The following is an 18,253-nucleotide window of genomic DNA, read 5'->3' as shown; positions in this document are numbered from 1 at the left end:
GCGGTTAAGGGACTCGCACCCTCTAGAAAAATAACACCCCGAGAATTAGTTTTTGTAATCCAAATTTGTATTTTTGAACTATTTGAAAAGCTTTCGGGGTGTGTCCTGCGGATGCAGGGCACACACAGCTTCTACCCAAAAGGCGGGGTTTTGTGCTTCGTAGACACATTTGTGCAAGCTGAAAGTTCATTTCTCCGAATGAGCTTTAGTGGTAAAAATCCCGCCCTTCGGGTAGCCGCAAACCGTTATGGCAATATTTTGAAACCCTGTACATGAAACGAATCATATTTATATTAGTCTTTGTATTTTTTAATTTGGGTAACGCTCAAACAAAGGAAATTTCTGAAACAGAGCTTTATGAAAAAGCAGAAAAAGCCGTAGAAGAATACTATGAAAAATGTTTTGAAGCTGACTCTTTAAAATATATACAAAAAGCTTACGATTGTTATTCTGAATTAGTAAAACACTTTCCAAATTCTGAAAAGCGAAAAGTATATATATATTCAAAAGGTCTGTATTCACAAAATAATGAAGATGCAAAAAAATGTTTCATTGAAGTCATTCAAATTAATGATAATAATTGGCTCTATTACATTAGAGAATCTTACATGAAGTTGACTTGGTATGCAATTAAAGAAAAGGAATTTAAAACTGCGGAAAAATATTTAAACATCATTGACAAGATGAAGAAACCTTCTTTCAGTTGTGGAGTTGAATTTGACGTTTATTATTCACGTTTAAAAAATCTTCGCAAACGTTGTGAAGAAGGATTGAAAAATTAATACTACCACTAACAACGGTAACCGTAGCACAACCCTTTCAAAAAACTAAATTTTCAAAATAATTATAAAAAAAACCTCGTTTAATCATTTTTAAGCGAGGTTTATTTTTGGATAGAAGTTGATGGTTTTCAAAAAAAGAAGCTCATAATAATCCTAAAACATAGTTAATTATAATGTTCCTTCTTTTTAATTACTCTAACTCATTTCATTCAAAAAAGATATCAGTAAATTTGAATAATTAGCAACTTAAAATAGATACATTTTAAAATTATATTTTCCCTTCCTTAATTTCTTCAACAATTTCAGGATTCAATAACGTTGTTATATCGCCAAAATTGGAATAATCTCCTTCGGCTATTTTTCTCAAAATGCGACGCATGATTTTCCCGCTTCTTGTTTTTGGCAAACCGGAGACAAACTGAATCTTATCCAATTTGGCAATCGGTCCGATTTGATCGGAAATTTGTTGGTTGATTTCTTTGCGTAAATTATCTTGATTTCTGCTTTCGCCGGTTTCTTTTAAAATCACAAAACCATACAACGCGTTCCCTTTTACATCGTGTGGGAAACCAACGATAGCACTTTCAGCCACAGCCGGATGTTCGTTGATGGAATCTTCGATTGGAGCCGTTCCTAAATTATGACCGGAAACGATAATCACATCATCCACTCTACCGGTAATTCGGTAATATCCTACTTCATCGCGTAACGCTCCATCACCAGTGAAGTATTTTCCGGGAAAGGCTGAAAAATAGGTTTCTTTGTACCGTTGATGATCACCCCAAATCGTTCGTGCCATCGATGGCCATGGAAATTTGATACATAAACTTCCGGTGACTTGATTGCCATCGATTTCATTTCGTAATTCATCCATTAAAACAGGTTGAATTCCGGGTAATGGTAGTGAAGCATACGTGGGTTTTGTCGGTGTAACAAATGGAAGGGGTGAAATCATGATGCCACCCGTTTCTGTTTGCCACCAGGTATCCACTAATGGACAACGCTTCCCTCCTACGTGGTCATTGTACCAGTGCCAGGCTTCTTCATTTATGGGTTCACCCACCGAACCAATCACTTTTAATGATTTTAAAGGAAAACGTTGCACATAATCCAAACTTTCTTTAGCTAAGGCTCGAATGGCTGTTGGAGCAGTATAAAATTGAGTAATTTTATGTTTTTCAATCACTTCCCAAAAACGACTGAAATCCGGATAAGAAGGAACGCCTTCAAAAATAACCGTCGTTGCTCCGTTTAATAATGGTCCATATAAAATGTAAGAATGTCCGGTTATCCAACCAATATCAGCGGTACACCAATACACATCATTTTCTTCGTAATTGAATACATTTTTAAACGTATAAGCCGTGTAAACCATATAACCGGCGGTGGTATGTAACATTCCCTTTGGTTTTCCGGTTGAGCCGGAAGTATATAATATAAACAAAGGATCTTCTGCATCCATGATTTCTGCTACATTGTTGGGTATGGCCTCGTCTAAAAGTGGTTGTAACCATAGATCACGCCCGTCTTTCATATTCACCTTTTCGTTTGTTCTTTTTACCACCAACACTTTTTCCACACAGGGTGATTTTTCCAAAGCTTCATCAATAATCCCTTTTAAATCGATTGTTTTGTTACCGCGAAAACCGCCATCGGAAGTGATAACCATTTTACATTCACTATCGTTAATTCTGGCCGAAACAGCCGATGCTGAAAATCCGGCAAAAACAACTGAATGAATGGCTCCTATTCGGGCACAAGCCAAAACAGCTACGGCTAATTCAGGTATCATCGGTAAATAAATACAAACTCTATCCCCTTTTTTGACGCCTTGTTCACGCAACACATTGGCCATTTTGGCTACCCTGGCATATAAATCATTATAAGTAATATGTTGAGCCTCTTCATCCGGATTATTCGGTTCAAAAATGATAGCTGTTTTATCTCCTCTTCGAGCCAAATGACGGTCTATACAGTTTTTAGTGATATTTACTTTGGCATCCAAAAACCATTTGAATTTTGCTTCTTGCATGTCAAATTCAAACACTTTGTCCCATTTTTGGTACCAAGTAAAATTTTCATCGGCAATACGGTCCCAAAATTTTCTGGGTTCGCGAACCGACTTTTTATACATTTTAAAATAATTTTCTAAATCATGTATTTTATAGTAACTCATATTGTTTCAACTTTAGGTATTAATATTTAGTAAAAATACGGATTCTATCTTTCAAAGGCAATGTATCTTTGCTAAAAAGATATAGTTCATATGATGATGTAAGATTATCTTTGTTTTGATAAGGAATAAGCATTCATTACTTCTTGAATTTCGTCAATAATATTTTCATCATCAATGGTTGATGGAATTTGAAAATCTATTTTATCCACTATACTTCGCAATAGTTTTCTCAAAATTTTACCGGAACGGGTTTTGGGTAATCGTTGCACTACCATTACATTTCGCAAACATGCCACAGCTCCGATTTGATCGCGAATTAAATGTACAATTTCATATTCCAATTGAAAATGTTCTATTTCATTTCCGGTTTTGACCACCACCATCGCAAGAGGAATTTGTCCACGAAGATCATCATTCACCCCTATGACGGCACATTCAGCCACAGCCGGATGTGAAGCTACAATTTCTTCCATTTCGGCAGTTGACAAGCGATGACCGGCTACATTGATAACGTCATCTACTCTTCCGGTAATGAAAATATAGCCTTCGTCATCTTTAAATCCGCCATCACCTGAAAAATAATAACCCGGAAATTTTTGTAAATAACCGGAATGAAAGCGTTCACTGTCGTTCCATAAATCCAACATGGTTCCCGGAGGTAATGGTAATTTAATGGCGACATATCCTTCTTCATTGGCATTCAATTCTTGCCCATTTTCGCCTAAAATTTGAATATGGTAACCGGTTACAGCTTTTCCGGCTGAACCCGGTTTGATGGGCAGAAACTCCACCCCCATCATGTTAGCAATCATTGGCCATCCGGATTCGGTTTGCCACCAATGGTCTATCGCTGGCACCGGTATATGTTGATTATACCATTCTAATGTTGCCACATCACAACGTTCCCCTGCTAAGAATTGAGTACGCAAACACGATAAATCATATTGTTTGATAAATTCCCCATTAGGGTCTTCTTTTTTGATGGCACGAATGGCTGTGGGAGCAGTAAACATTACTTTAACTTGATGCTCGGCAATCACTCGCCAAAAAGTGGAAGCATCCGGTGTTTTGATAGGTTTTCCCTCAAATAATACGGTTGTATTTCTGTTGATAAGTGGACCGTAAACAATGTAACTATGCCCAACTACCCAACCCACATCAGAAGCTGCCCAAAACACTTCACCGGGTTGAGCTCCATAAATGTTTTGCATTGAAAATTTAAGTGCGGTTGCATAACCGCCTGTATCTCTGACAATTCCTTTTGGTTTTCCGGTTGTTCCTGAAGTATATAAAACATATAAGGGATGCGTGGATTCCACCGAAATGCAATCGGCTTCTTCTGAACCATAAACCAACGCATCATAATCCACATCGTATTTTTTAAACGGAACTCTAGCTCCTAATTTTCGGTTGAAAACCACCACTTTTTTGGGTTTATGCGAGGCTAAATCGATAGCTTCGTCTACCAAAGGTTTATAGGCTATCAAACGATCTACTTCGATACCGGAGGAAGCAGTTAGTATAATTTTGGGTTTACAATCGTCAATACGAATGGCTAATTCATGCGGAGCAAATCCGCCAAAAACAACAGAATGTGTTACACCAATTCGAGCACAAGCCAACATTGCAAAAGCTGCCTGCGGAATCATCGGCATATAAATAACCGCCGTTTCTCCTTTTTTAATCCCTAACGACAGTAAACCTCCGGCTAATTTTGCCACTTCTGATTTCACTTCGTGATACGTATACTTTTTAACGGTTTGTGTAACCGGAGAATCATAAATAATGGCAATTTGTTCACCATAACCGTCTTCAATGTGTTTATCCAATGCTAAATAGCAAGCGTTTAATTCGCCATCGGCATACCAAAGCGGATACTCGTTTTTGTCTTTTGATAAGATAGTTTGTGGTTTTTTATACCATTGGATATGTTCGGCTTGCTCTTTCCAAAATACTTCCGGATTGTCAAGACTTTTTTGATAAAATTCTAAATATTTCATTTTGTTGTGTTGTTTAAAATAGTGTAAATCATTCTTCACATATAACTATGGACTAAAAACTAAGGACTAATCACTAGACACAAGTAATTCATTCACTTGATCCACCAATTTTTTGATTGAAAAAGGTTTGGTCATGTAGGCATCTGCACCCAGTTGCATTCCTTTTTCAATATCACTTTCTTTGTTTTTGGCTGAGAGAAAAATGACTTTACAATGGGTTAATTTTTCATTCTTTTTAATGGATTCAATCGTAGCATAACCATCTACATTGGGCATCATGATGTCAAGAATAATTACATCCGGCTGTTCTGTTTTCAAAATATCCAGAGCTTCCTGACCGTCACGAGCGATAAATACTTCAAAATTTTGCTTTTTGAAGGTATATTCCAACGACATGATAATGTTGGGTTCGTCATCTACTAATAATATCTTTTTCATCTTTATTATATTTTTTTAGGAAGAGTAAAGGAAAATGTTACGCCATTTTGAACATTTTCTGCCCAAATCTTGCCTTTATGAGCTTCGATAATTTGTTTACAAATGGCTAATCCTAAACCACTTCCGATTGGTTTTTTGATATTTTGATTGTTGGATTGATAAAACTTGTCAAAAATAGATACTAAATCCTCGGGATTGACTCCTTTTCCGTTATTGAATACATTTACTTTCAAATCTTCCTCTTTTTCGGCAATGGTAATGATAATAATGCCGGATTTTTCATTTGTAAATTTGATGGCATTGGAAACTAAGTTAGTAATTACTTGGATGATTCGTTCTTCATCATAGTCGAACAGAACAGCCGGTTGATTTTCATCAAATTCTACATGAATATTTTTATTGGAAATCAATTGTTGTAAAGGCGAAAGTGATTTTGAAATGGTCTGAACAATGTTTCCCTGCGTAGGATAAATTTTCTGTTTTCCGGTTTCAAATTTTTCTAAATCTAAAATCTTATCAATCAAACGATTCAATCGATCCGATTCCGTGATGATGTTTTGAAGAAATTGCTTTTTCAGTTCCTCCGGAATTTCATCATCGTCATGTAAAATCTCGCTCGCAGCACGAATGGCAGTGATTGGTGTTCGTAATTCATGCGTAACGGTATCTAAAAACTCATCTTTTTGTTTGTCTTTTAAGAGTAATGATTGATTTGCTTTTTTTAGTTGAGAAGAAAGCTCCTTTAATTCATTGGAAGTTTCCGTTAATTTTTTGTTGATGATAAGATTCTCTTTCGATTCTTCTAAAATTTTTAAGACTTCGGGTAAGCTGATTTTATCCTCTTTGGTTACACTCTCTATCAGTATTTTAGCAGAAGCAGTTCCGATGTGACCGGTAAGTAAGTTCTCCGCAAACTTTACTAATCGTGCATCGGCCATCAAATAATCAGGAGCAATGTTATACTTCATTTTGAAGATAGAAAGAGCACGATTGGTTCGTTCTTCTCCTAAAAAACGTTTTAATACTTTTTGAATATCAGACACATAAGCGGTTCCTTTCCAAACAAAAGCATTTTCGTGATTGTTGATGTATTTGTCAATATCCACAAACATTTCAGCATAATTACGTTCACGATAATTTGCTTTGAAACTCACTGAAACAATCATATAGACCAATATATTAAACAGTAAACTCCAAAAAAGTGCGTGCGGAATGGGATCCAAATAATCCAATCCAAAAAGTTGAAAAGGTTGTAATATGGTATATCCGAAAAATCCCTCTATAAAAAATTTACTATCGGGATTAATTGAACTCAATAAAAATGGAAGCATGATGGTGTAAAAACAAATAAGCATTCCTACTATAATTCCGGAAACAGCACCTTTTTGAGAACCTCGCTTCCAAAAGACAGCTCCAAAAAAGGCAGGACCTAATTGTGCCACAATGACAAACGAAATCATTCCAACCGATACCAACGAAAAATCCATGATAAAGTAGCGGTAATAGATAAAAGCCAAAATAATCATTAAAAATATACCTATCCTTCGAATTTTTACAATTCGTTCGCTATTGTTTTCCTGATTATCTTTTTGCAGAGAGCCTAATATACCATATGGAATTAAAAGATTGTTACTCAGCATAGTAGAAAGTGTAATCGATGAAACCACAATCATTGAAATCGCAGCTGAAAATCCACCTAAAAACACTAAGACGGTCATGAATGTATTGTCAAAAAGTTGCGGAATCAAAAGCGAAAACATATCAGGATTAACATTTTTTCCTTCGAATAGAATATTTCCACCCCATGCAATCGGGTAAACAAATACATTAAATAGCAACAAGTAAAGCGGAAATAACCAAATGGCTGTTCGAATGTGTTTTTCGCGATTGTTTTCAACAATTGACATGTGAAATTGTCTTGGTAAAAGGAAAATTGAAAAGAATGACAATATGATGAGCATCATCCAATTCATTCCTCCTTCCAATCCATTTATGGTGTTTTTTTCCTGAAAACGTTCCATTAAGGAAGCTTTTTCATAAATGGATTCAAAACCATCAAACACAAAAAAAGTGACATACAAACCTAAAATTATAAAAAAGAATAATTTAAGCACTGATTCCATTGCTACAGCGGTTACAATTCCTTTTCTTTTTTCGGAGGCATCTACATAACGCGTTCCATAAAAGGAAGCAAAAAGAGCTAATACTAACGCAACATAAGTAGAAGTATCTAAAAAAACATTCGTCGATTCAGGTGAATTGGTTACAATATGAAATGTTTCAGAAATAGCTTTAAGTTGTAAACCTACATAAGGCAAAATGGCTATTAACGAAATGATTGTTACTAATGCACCCAAAAAACGGCTATTTCCATAACGAAGGGAGATAAAATCGGCAATACTGGAAATTTTATTGACACGGGAAATACGAATTATTTTTCTTAAAATCAGTATCCATGCCGGAAAGGCAATTACCGGACCGAGATAAATGGGAATAAAATTCAAACCTGAATTGGCGGCTACACCAATACTTCCGTAGTACGTCCAAGTTGTACAATAAACTGCCAGAGAAAGCGAATAAACATAGGGATTATTAGTCCATTTCGAACTTCCTTTTCGTTCTGCCCATTGAGCAATAAAGAAAAGTAAGCCGAGATACAGCAATAATATGACTAATAAATACCCGCTATTCATTGTATTTTTTTAAAAAGTAAAATGAAATAATAATCGACAATGTCCAAATAGAAAAAATATAAAAATAGATGATGGGTATGCCAACTATAGCATCAGAATCATTGAATAGCAGTAAAATGGGAAAGTTAAATGCCACCCAAAGTAACAAACTCAAAATTACAAATTTTTGTAGATGCCTTTTTTTCATTGATTAATTTATGTACAAACTCTGCTCTTGAAATTCAAAAGCAGAGCATGTGATGAAACCTTTATAATATTCTAATGGTCAACCGCTTCACCGGCTCCGGATGGAATGCGGATGTTTTCCACAATTTCTTGTACATCATGCGGCGGTTCTGGTGTAAATTTGTTTACAACCAAAGCTACAATAAAATTCACGATCATGGCCACTGTTCCGAAACCTTCCGGTGAAATGCCAAACCACCAATCCGGTTTTAAAGCATCTACCATTTCTTTTCCTCCATCGAAGATACCGAATTTAAATTTCAGCATATAAAAAATCATCAATGCCATTCCAACAACCATCCCGCTGATGGCACCTTCTTTATTCATTTTTTTGTAAAAAATTCCCAAAATAATCGCCGGAAAAAAGGAGGCTGCAGCTAAACCAAATGCAAGAGCCACAACGGCTGCAACAAATCCCGGAGGATTGATTCCGAAATATCCGGCAATACAAACGGCTACAGCAGCAGAACCACGTGCCGCCCACAATTCACTTTTTTCTGAAATGTTTGGGTTAATCATTTTCTTAATCAAATCATGTGAAACAGAAGAAGAAATAACTAATAACAATCCGGCAGCTGTTGATAAGGCAGCAGCTAATGCTCCGGCTGCTACTAAGGCAATTACCCAATTAGGCAAATCAGCAATCTCAGGATTGGCCAAAACCATAATATCGTTATCAATTTTTAATTCATTCGCTTCTTTGTCGGCAACATATTGAATTTTTCCATCGGCATTTTTGTCATCGAACGTTAACAATCCGGTCTTTTCCCAATTCACAAACCATTGAGGCATAGAACTATACTCTTTATCACTAACGGTTTGAATTAAATTGGTTTTAGCAAAAACCGCCACAGCTGGTGCTGTTGTATAAAGAATCGCTATTAGTAACAAGGCCCACCCGGCTGATTTACGTGCGTCACGTACTTTTTTAACCGTGAAGAAACGAACAATAACGTGTGGCAGTCCGGCAGTTCCCACCATTAAAGCTAAGGTAATAGCAAAGACATCAATCATTGATTTCGAGCCACTGGTATATTCATCAAAACCTAATTCTGTTTGCAATCCGTTTAATTTATCTAATAGATACGCTCCTGAACCATCTGCAACGGTTCCTCCCATTCCTAATTGCGGAATTGGGTTGCCTGTCATTTGTATAGAGATAAAAATGGCCGGAACCATAAAAGCAAAAATCAAGACACAATATTGGGCCACTTGTGTATAGGTGATTCCTTTCATTCCTCCTAATACGGCATAGAACAAAACGATTACCATCCCAATAATTACCCCGGTATTGATATCCACTTCCAAAAACCTGGAGAATACTACGCCTACTCCACGCATTTGTCCGGCAACATAGGTAAACGAAACGATTAACGCACAAAACACTGCCACTGAACGAGCTGTTTTAGAGTAATAACGGTCACCAATAAAATCCGGCACAGTAAATTTACCGAATTTTCTGAGGTAAGGAGCTAATAATAACGCTAATAAAACATAACCGCCGGTCCACCCCATCAAGTAAACCGCCCCGTCATATCCGGCAAAGGAAATAATACCTGCCATTGAGATAAAAGAAGCCGCCGACATCCAATCGGCTGCTGTGGCCATACCGTTCGCCAAAGGTGAAACACCACCACCGGCAACATAAAATTCTTTTGTTGAACCGGCTCTAGACCAGATTGCAATTCCAATATAGAGAGCAAAGGTGACTCCCACTATGATATATGTCCAAATTTGTACATCCATTTTGTTTATTTTTTTAGAGTTGCTGAGTAACTAAGTAACTGAGCAGCTGAGTTATTTGAATTTATTATTTTTTGGTTGCTTTATTACTAACAACCGATAACTGATAACCGACAACAGAAGACTACTCCTCGTCGTATCCGTATTTTTTATCGAGTTTATTCATTAATCGAACGTACACAAAAATTAAAATTACAAACACGTAAATTGATCCTTGTTGTGCAAACCAAAATCCGAGAGGAAAACCTCCGATTTTAATATTGTTCAAGGCGTCTTTGAAAAGAATTCCTGCTCCATAAGAAACGAAGAACCAAATAGCCAAAAGAATGAGAAGGTAACGTAAATTCTCTTTCCAATAAGCAGTTGCATTGTTTTGATTACTCATAATTAAATTTGTTTTTAAAGGTTAGATTATAAATAAACCATGGCTTGAAGCGTAATTGTACCCGTTTTACTTTCGCCAAATTTTTCATTTTTATATTCCAAGGTAAGTTTAGAATTGTGTCCGTTTAAATATACATTAGTTCCCAATCCAAAAACATTTCGACTGTCATCTACAGCGTCATAACTATTGGATGCGAAAGATAAATAAGGTTGTATTTTCGTCAACTTTTCTGAATGAAACATATAGCCGGCATGACCATAAACAAAACTTCCTGTTCCGTAGGCATTAAACAAATAGTTTTTACCATAATTATTATTTTGATAGGTGGCATACGCAGTAATTGCCCCCTTTTTATCCCCGATTGGTGCGTCATAAAAAGCATCAACAGCAAAAATAGATACATCTTCCCCAATGTTGGAAGTACCATCATTATAAACACTTCCTTTTGGATGAAGAAAAAAACCGGCCCCTATATTAAAAACTTTTTTAGTTCCTAAATACGAACCCACTCTATATGGCAGAAAATTACTTTCAGCATCAAAAAATCCATATTCAAAATAACCGGCATAATTCATTCCTGATTCTTTTGAACCTAAAACTTTTCTTCCGGCATAAATGGTTGTGTTTACATTATCAGCAAGCACACGACTATCTAAACTATTTGTCATTGATTCGTTTATAGAAACTCGGTATTGAAATTTACCAAAACTACCTTTAACATAAACTCCTTGATGTCTGGCAAATTGATCGGATAAACCTAAAGTTGACCAAGATTGACGATTATTGTCTAACGTCATTAAATTTAATGTACCTTGACTGTTTAAACGAGAAATTCCATTCCAGTAATGCAATCCGGAACCTATGGCATGATTTTTACCTAAACTGTACTGCACCCAAAAATCATGAAAAAACAGTTGCGAACTTTCCCCCTTTCCAGTTGGAGACATGTTGTCAGCATTTAATGAATTTAATCCAAAATGTGTTAACACCAAGAATTTGGGTGTAATTTGAGCATACGTTAAAATCCGTGCTCTTCGGGTTGAAAACTCAATTGCTTTTTTATCTTCAGGTAAATTGTCGTTGTATTGACCCCACATTTGACCCCAAGCAATAACTCGCATGTATTTTGAACCTTCTTCATTAAGGTTAAATTTCATTCCTCCCCCGTAATCAGGTGAACCTTGCGAAAAAGCGTCAAAAAAACAAAAGATTGACATAATTAATAATACTACTTTTTTCATAAATAATAAATTTCTTTTTTGGTTAGAATAATTTGTTTTCGGAGTACCAAATTGAAATTTTATAAGTAAGAAAAAAATTCAGTTATATATTTTTGTAAACTACTATAGTTAATCTTTGAAACGCTCCCATTTTATTAGCATAAATTTATCACCTAATTCAGTAATAATCATCCCGGCACCTTTGAGTTGGTCTTTGTTTTTTAAGAATTCAACTAATTCTAAATGATTATAAATCTTGTAAGTGGGATGATAATCGGTATGAGCCGGTTTTTTGATTTTAAATTCTTTTACCCAATTACTCACTGTTACATGTGAAACCCCGATGATACGTTCAATTTCACGGTAACTCAATCCTTCTAAATACAACTGAAGTGCTTTTGTAACGTAATAATTATCTATCTTTTTGCCTAATTTATTGACCGTGAAATAATAATTGCATTTTTTACACAAATACCGCTGTCTATCTTTGATGATGCCGCTTTTAACGATTTGATTATTTTGACATTTCGGACACGCTAAAATCTCCATATATAAAAATTTTGCATAAATATATTAATTTAGCAACAAAATAAAAGTATATTTTGTAATTTATTTTAGAAAAAATTATGAAGTACTTAATTTTATTAGATAAAAATTACATTCTTTTTAATTTAATTAAAAATACAATAAAACAACAAATTATAGCATTTTCCATACGATTCATTAAAATGGGTTGAATTTTTAGTCCATTTTATGTTCGAATATTCATGTGATTTTCTTTAATTTGTAGAAACAACACGAAATATATGAAATTCAAAACGGATGAAACGGATCCTTCTGTTTTATACAAATTATTAACCGGAACAATCATCCCAAGACCAATTGGCTGGATTTCAACCATTGATAATAGCGGAATTAACAACCTTGCTCCTTTTTCTTATTTTAACATGGTTTCAAGTGACCCTCCTTGTGTGATGTTTTCTACCCGAAGAGATAATAATCAATACAAAGACACCTTGAATAATGTATTGCAAAATGGTCAATTTGTCGTGAATTTGGTCACCATGGATGTCGTGGAACAAATGAATGCTACTTCAGCTGCAGTTCCTTCGGAGGTAGATGAATTTGAGTTAACCAACCTCACGCCTATCGACTCTGTTTTCATTCAGCCCAAACGCGTCAAAGAAAGTCCGATTCATTTGGAGTGCGAAATGATTCATCATTATTTTATGGATAATAATGACGGTGGTGGTGCTTGTATAGTGATTGGTAAAATAAAAATAATACATATTGACGATTCCATTTTAATGGAAAACAACCGCATTAATTTGGATGTATATAAACCCGTAGCTCGTTTAGCAGGTTCGAATTATAGTACATTGGGTGAACTTTTTTCGATTAAAAGAGCTTAAAATCTTAATAACACAGATTTAAAAAAATTGGAGAAAATTCACATTTACAAATAAAATTTTCGCTTTATGGCTAGTATTTTAGGAATGAAAAAAAACATCTTATATGGTATTCTAATTGTTTTAGGAGTTTTTTTACTCATACAAATTATTCCTATTGGTGATTACTGTGGTGGTTTAATGAATTTCCTTATTTCAATTGTGATTCTTGTTCTAATAATGCTTATCGTATTAATCACATCTATTAATGAAATTTATAGATATATTAAAAATAAGACAAAATTTGACTTTATTCCAATAATTATTTCATTTTCAATATTGATTATTTTTTATTTAATAATGGAAACCGAATCTGATAAATTTTGGACATCTGAAAAACTAAATGGAATTACAATTTCTACAGCAGCAAAAAGTGGAACTTTAAAATTGTATAATAACGGTAGTTTTGCTGCAAAATATAATCAAGCAGACTTTAGTTGTACTTATCAAGGAGATTATAGAATTAGCAATGATACATTATATTTAGATAGAAATGAATTAGAATCTTTAACTGAAAATATTTTCACAACTAAATATTCAATTAATAAGAAAGATAGTTTGCTTCAACCTATAAAAAAAGGATTTGAAGTAATTAATATTTATAAATTAAACTAGTAATTAAGAATTAACGTTGCGTCTTTGCGACTTTACAAAAAATGAAAAAAATTACAGTCATTGGTGGCGGTCCGGGCGGACTCTACTTTTCCATATTAACCAAAAAAGCAATGCCGCATTGCCAAATCGATGTGTACGAACGTAACAAACCCGATGATAGTTTTGGTTTTGGTGTAGTCTTTTCTGATGAAACTTTAAGTGAATTTTTAATGCGGGATATTCAATCGTATGAGCTCATTCGCAGTGAATTTGCCTATTGGGATGATATTATCATAGCTCGTGATGGTCAAACTGTAAACATTTCCGGAAACGGTTTTTGCGGCTGTTCGCGTAAAACGTTATTGAAATTATTGCACCAACGTTGTCGCGAAGAAGGCGTTAATCTTCACTTTGAACAAAATGTGGATGATTTAAGTCAGTTTGCCGATTCAGATATTATTGTGGCTTGTGACGGAATTGGAAGTGCTATTCGAACGCAATTTACCTCTGAGTTCGGAACCAAAATTGAACTTAAAAAGAATCGTTTTGTTTGGATGGGTTCCACTAAACCGTTGGATGCTTTTACTTATTTCTTTAGAACAACTCCTTTCGGAACCATCGTGGCTCACACCTATCAATACGAACAAGGCATGAGTACTTGGATTTTTGAATGTAGCGATGAAACGTGGCGAAAATTTGGTTTCGAAGTAACCAACGAAGAAGATACCATTCAAAAAATGGCTGAAATTTTCAAAGAAGAGTTGGACGGACATCCGCTCATTTCCAATAAATCGCATTGGCGACAATTTCCGCATGTAACCAATGAAAAATGGTTTCACAACAACATCGTTATGTTAGGCGATGCGAAAGCTACTGCCCACTACTCCATTGGTTCAGGAACAAAATTGGCGATGGATTCTGCCATTGGTTTATCTGATGCTGTGATTGCGAATCCTAACGATGTTCAGACTGCTTTTACTCAGTATGATAAAACCCGCAGAAATACAGTAGAAATGATTCAATACGCCGCATTAGTTTCGTTGGATTGGTTTGAAAATATGGATCGACACATGCAACATCAATTTTATCAATTTGCGTTTGGCTGCATGACACGCTCCAAAAAAGTAACGTTTGAAAATCTTCAAATTCGAGATAAATCATTTACGGATAAGGTTTTAAAAGAGTTCAATGACAATAACAATGTCAATGACAAAAATCAATCGGCTGCATTTTCTACTTTTAAATTAAGAGATTTAGAACTTTCCAACCGAATTGTCATGGCTCCAATGGGACAATATTCCGCCGAAAACGGTTTGGTCAACGACTGGCATTTGGTACATTACGGAAGTCGAGCAACAGGCGGAGTGGGACTGGTTTTAACTGAAATGACAGCGGTTTCACCAACCGGACGCATCACTTTAGGTTGTGCTGGTATTTATAATGAAAATCAAATAGTTGAGTGGAAAAAAATAACTGATTTTATTCATCAATATACACAAACAAAAATTGGTATTCAACTCGGACATTCCGGTCGAAAAGGAGCTATCATAAAACCGTGGGAAGGACAAAATGAACCGATTGAAAAGGCTTGGGAATTACTTTCCGCCTCTCCTATTCCTTTCCATACCAACATGGCAACGCCGAAGGAAATGACGATGAATGACATGAATCAAATTACGGTTGAATTTGTTCAAGCTACTAAAAATGCTGAACAAACCGGTTTTGATTTAATTGAATTACAAGCCCATCACGGGTTTTTATTGGCTTCATTTTTATCACCGTTGACAAATACAAGAACTGATGAATTTGGCGGAAGTATTGAAAATCGAATCAAATTTCCTTTACGCGTATTTACTGAAATGCGAAAAGTATTTCCGCAACACAAACCTATGTCCGTTCGAATTTCTGCTTCTGATTGGGCTGAAAATGGTATATCTGAAAAAGATGTAATCTATATTGCACATGCTTTCAAATCCGCAGGAGCTGACATCATCAACGTTTCCACAGGAAATACGTTAGTTCCTCAACAACCACAAATGGGCAGAATGTGGCAAACACCTTTTTCGGATTTGGTTCGGAATACGGTACATATTCCAACTATTACCACCGGATATATCCAAGACATTGATCAAGTCAACACCATCATTTTAAACGGAAGAGCTGATTTAGTGGCGTTAGGCCGACCATTATTGGCGGATGCTAACTTTGTTAGAACTGCACAAGCGTATGAAAATGTGCAAACGAATGACATTCCGGTTCAATATAAAATGGGAAGTTCGCATTTGTATCCGTTGAAAGCTTCAGAACGAAAACAAATGGAAGGAATGAAGAAAGCGTTGAAACCGAAGAGTAATAAGTAAGATTAATTTAAAATCTCAGCAACTCAGTTTCTCAGCAACTTAGCAACTCACAAAAATGAAACACTACACCGACAACTTCGCCCATAATTCCCTACCAAGCATTGACTTGCAACCGAACTATTTACAAGGAAAGTATGAAACCGAAATGCTCAATTGTGTCGAACGTCTTTTAGATCAACACATTCAAAATGGACATGGTAACGCACCTTGCCTTCGAACTTTTGAAGAAACGTGGACGTATCAAGACTTATATGAAAAAGCGAATCAAATTGCACATGTTTTAATAGACGATTTAGGACTACAATCAGGAAATCGAGTTTTGTTGCGTTCGGCCAATAATCCCATGATGGTAGCTTGCTGGTTTGCAGTCTTAAAAGCAGGTGGAATTGTAGTAGCGACCATGCCCCTACTTCGCTCAAAAGAATTGACCACTATTATCGATTGTGCTGAAATTTCCATTGCCTTGTGTGATAAAGAATTAGAAGAAGAAATGCATTTGGTAAAATCATCTTTTTTGCAAAAAACGTGCTTCTACGGCAATGCTCAATTAGAGCAATTGATGGCTTCTAAACCGAAAACCTTTGACAATTTTCACTCCAAAACAGATAGTGTGGCATTAATCGGTTTTACATCAGGAACGACAGGTTTACCTAAAATGACGGCTCATTACCACAAAGATATTTTAAATATCTGCGAGGCTTTTCCGGCTTATTCGCTACAACCTACTGCAAATGATATTTTTACCGGAAGTCCGCCGATAGGCTTTACTTTTGGTTTGGGTGGATTGGTTTTGTTTCCGTTGTATTTTGGTGCATCCACCTTTTTAATTGAAAAACCAACACCGGATGTTTTATTGCAAGCCATACAAGACCATAACATCACGATTTGTTTCACCGCTCCAACGGCTTGGCGAATCATTACAACCAAAGTCAAGGATTATGATATTTCCAGCTTACGCAAATGTGTCTCTGCAGGAGAAACCTTGCCCTTAAAAATATGGGAGGATTGGTACAACGCCACCGGTTTAAAAATTATTGACGGCATTGGGGCGACTGAAATGTTACATATTTTCATTTCCTCCAATGAAAACAACATGAAACCCGGGTCCACCGGAGTAGCCATTACGGGTTATGAAGCAAAAATAATTGATAACAATGGAAATGAAGTTCCAAAAAACGAACCAGGCAGACTAGCCGTTCGTGGAATCACCGGTTGTAAATATTTGAATCGGACTGAAAAACAACAAGAATATGTTCAAAACGGTTGGAATATAACCGGAGATATTTTTAAACAAGACGAAGACGGTTATTTCTGGTTTGTGGCACGTGGCGATGATATGATTATTTCTTCCGGTTATAATATTGCAGCAATTGAAGTAGAATCCGTACTTTTAACCCACGAAGATATTTTAGAATGTGCCGTAGTGGGTTTGCCTGATTCTGAACGTGGAATGTTGGTTTGTGCTCATATTGTGTTGAAAGATTCAGCTAAAGCAACAGAGAACATGAAAAATCATATTCAACACTGGTTCAAAGAAGTAGCGGCTCCATATAAATATCCAAGAGTGATTTATTTTACAGAGGCTTTACCTAAGACGGAAACGGGGAAAATACAGCGGTTTAAGTTGAAATAGGAAGTATTGAGTATTAAGATGGAAGTATTAAGTATCAAGACATGGATTTTGTTAAAAAAGATATGTTGTTTATCAACAATTTTCTTTCTTTTTATTGTAATGAATTCTTGTAATTTTCATGGAAAAAGTGAAATTGACTTGATTTTTGAGCAAACAAAAAAGATAGAGATTTTAGCTTATTTGGATAGAAATCAATGGGAAGTTGAAGATAATCCTGATTATTTTGATTTGAAATATATTGAAAATAATAATATTAAAATTAAAGAAAAATATTTAAAAAATCGAATTATTTTAAATTCATTACAAATTGATAATTTGAAAAAAGGGTTATATGAAAATTGCAAAAGTTTTTCAATTTTTGAAATTGCTAAATGCTATAATCCAAGACATTCGATAATATTTTATAATGAAAAGAATGAGATTTTTGGCTATATTGAGATTTGCTTTGAATGTAATAGAACTAAATCATCTACAAATTTAAATTTTATTTCAGAATGTGCTTTAAGTCAAGAAGAACTTTTTAAAAAATTTGGAATAACTTATTTTAATGAATAAA

The 18,253-nt window shown here is 35.3% G+C and carries 15 protein-coding genes; 7 read left to right on the top strand and 8 right to left on the bottom strand.

The genetic code is table 11. From position 1 onward, the window contains the following. On the top strand, nucleotides 1-276 hold a 276-nt coding region (locus EQG68_RS15205), incomplete at its 5' end, for a hypothetical protein (RefSeq protein ID WP_129465479.1). Next, on the top strand, nucleotides 273-782 hold the full coding sequence (locus EQG68_RS13840) for a hypothetical protein (RefSeq protein WP_129465478.1): 510 nt from the start codon (nucleotides 273-275) through the stop codon (nucleotides 780-782). The genes EQG68_RS15205 and EQG68_RS13840, both read left to right, overlap by 4 nt. 268 nt (nucleotides 783-1,050) lie before the next feature. On the opposite strand, the gene acs is transcribed toward EQG68_RS13840, so the two are convergent. The 8 genes from acs to EQG68_RS13795 all read right to left on the bottom strand — a co-directional run bounded on the left by acs (nucleotide 1,051) and on the right by EQG68_RS13795 (nucleotide 12,211). Next, the gene (gene acs / locus EQG68_RS13835; protein WP_129465477.1) at nucleotides 1,051-2,958 is read right to left on the bottom strand and encodes an acetate--CoA ligase; all 1,908 of its coding nucleotides are present in this window, start codon (nucleotides 2,956-2,958) and stop codon (nucleotides 1,051-1,053) included. A 104-nt stretch (nucleotides 2,959-3,062) separates the two neighbouring features. Further along, a complete protein-coding gene (locus tag EQG68_RS13830; protein WP_129465476.1) occupies nucleotides 3,063-4,958 on the bottom strand; it encodes a propionyl-CoA synthetase in 1,896 nt (631 codons plus the stop codon). A 66-nt stretch (nucleotides 4,959-5,024) separates the two neighbouring features. Next, nucleotides 5,025-5,396, bottom strand: coding sequence for a response regulator transcription factor (locus tag EQG68_RS13825; RefSeq protein ID WP_129465475.1), 372 nt, complete (start codon nucleotides 5,394-5,396; stop codon nucleotides 5,025-5,027). Between the two features lie 5 nt (nucleotides 5,397-5,401). Continuing rightward, entirely contained in the window at nucleotides 5,402-8,089 is a 2,688-nt protein-coding gene (locus EQG68_RS13820) for a sensor histidine kinase (protein WP_129465474.1), read from the bottom strand. Nucleotides 8,090-8,347: 258 nt separating this feature from the next. Then, nucleotides 8,348-10,060, bottom strand: a complete 1,713-nt coding sequence (locus EQG68_RS13810) for a sodium:solute symporter family protein (RefSeq protein ID WP_129465472.1) — start codon at nucleotides 10,058-10,060, stop codon at nucleotides 8,348-8,350. Nucleotides 10,061-10,181: 121 nt separating this feature from the next. Beyond that, on the bottom strand, nucleotides 10,182-10,442 hold the full coding sequence (locus tag EQG68_RS13805) for a DUF4212 domain-containing protein (RefSeq protein ID WP_187347468.1): 261 nt from the start codon (nucleotides 10,440-10,442) through the stop codon (nucleotides 10,182-10,184). A 26-nt stretch (nucleotides 10,443-10,468) separates the two neighbouring features. Then, the gene (locus tag EQG68_RS13800; protein ID WP_129465470.1) at nucleotides 10,469-11,683 is read right to left on the bottom strand and encodes a hypothetical protein; all 1,215 of its coding nucleotides are present in this window, start codon (nucleotides 11,681-11,683) and stop codon (nucleotides 10,469-10,471) included. 108 nt (nucleotides 11,684-11,791) lie between these two features. Then, the gene (locus tag EQG68_RS13795) at nucleotides 11,792-12,211 is read right to left on the bottom strand and encodes an IS1/IS1595 family N-terminal zinc-binding domain-containing protein (protein WP_129465469.1); all 420 of its coding nucleotides are present in this window, start codon (nucleotides 12,209-12,211) and stop codon (nucleotides 11,792-11,794) included. 257 nt (nucleotides 12,212-12,468) lie between these two features. On the opposite strand from EQG68_RS13795, the gene EQG68_RS13790 reads away from it, so the two are divergent. From EQG68_RS13790 to EQG68_RS13770, 5 genes are all read left to right on the top strand, one after another. Continuing rightward, on the top strand, nucleotides 12,469-13,074 hold the full coding sequence (locus EQG68_RS13790; protein ID WP_129465468.1) for a flavin reductase family protein: 606 nt from the start codon (nucleotides 12,469-12,471) through the stop codon (nucleotides 13,072-13,074). 66 nt (nucleotides 13,075-13,140) lie between these two features. After that, on the top strand, nucleotides 13,141-13,725 hold the full coding sequence (locus EQG68_RS13785) for a hypothetical protein (protein ID WP_129465467.1): 585 nt from the start codon (nucleotides 13,141-13,143) through the stop codon (nucleotides 13,723-13,725). 41 nt (nucleotides 13,726-13,766) lie between these two features. Then, nucleotides 13,767-16,064: an oxidoreductase gene (locus tag EQG68_RS13780; RefSeq protein WP_129465466.1), complete on the top strand. Its 2,298-nt coding sequence runs from the start codon at nucleotides 13,767-13,769 to the stop codon at nucleotides 16,062-16,064. Nucleotides 16,065-16,119: 55 nt separating this feature from the next. Beyond that, nucleotides 16,120-17,697: an AMP-binding protein gene (locus tag EQG68_RS13775; protein ID WP_129465465.1), complete on the top strand. Its 1,578-nt coding sequence runs from the start codon at nucleotides 16,120-16,122 to the stop codon at nucleotides 17,695-17,697. A gap of 18 nt (nucleotides 17,698-17,715) precedes the next feature. Then, complete coding sequence (locus tag EQG68_RS13770; protein WP_129465464.1) at nucleotides 17,716-18,252, top strand: hypothetical protein; 537 nt, start codon at nucleotides 17,716-17,718, stop codon at nucleotides 18,250-18,252. The last annotated feature ends 1 nt before the right edge of the window (nucleotide 18,253 follow it).

Origin of the sequence: Flavobacterium piscinae (assembly GCF_004122145.1) — a bacterium.
Classification (GTDB): Bacteria; Bacteroidota; Bacteroidia; order Flavobacteriales; family Flavobacteriaceae; genus Flavobacterium; species Flavobacterium piscinae.
Note: the sequence above shows the minus strand (reverse complement) of the source record. Positions and strands in the feature narration are given on the sequence as shown.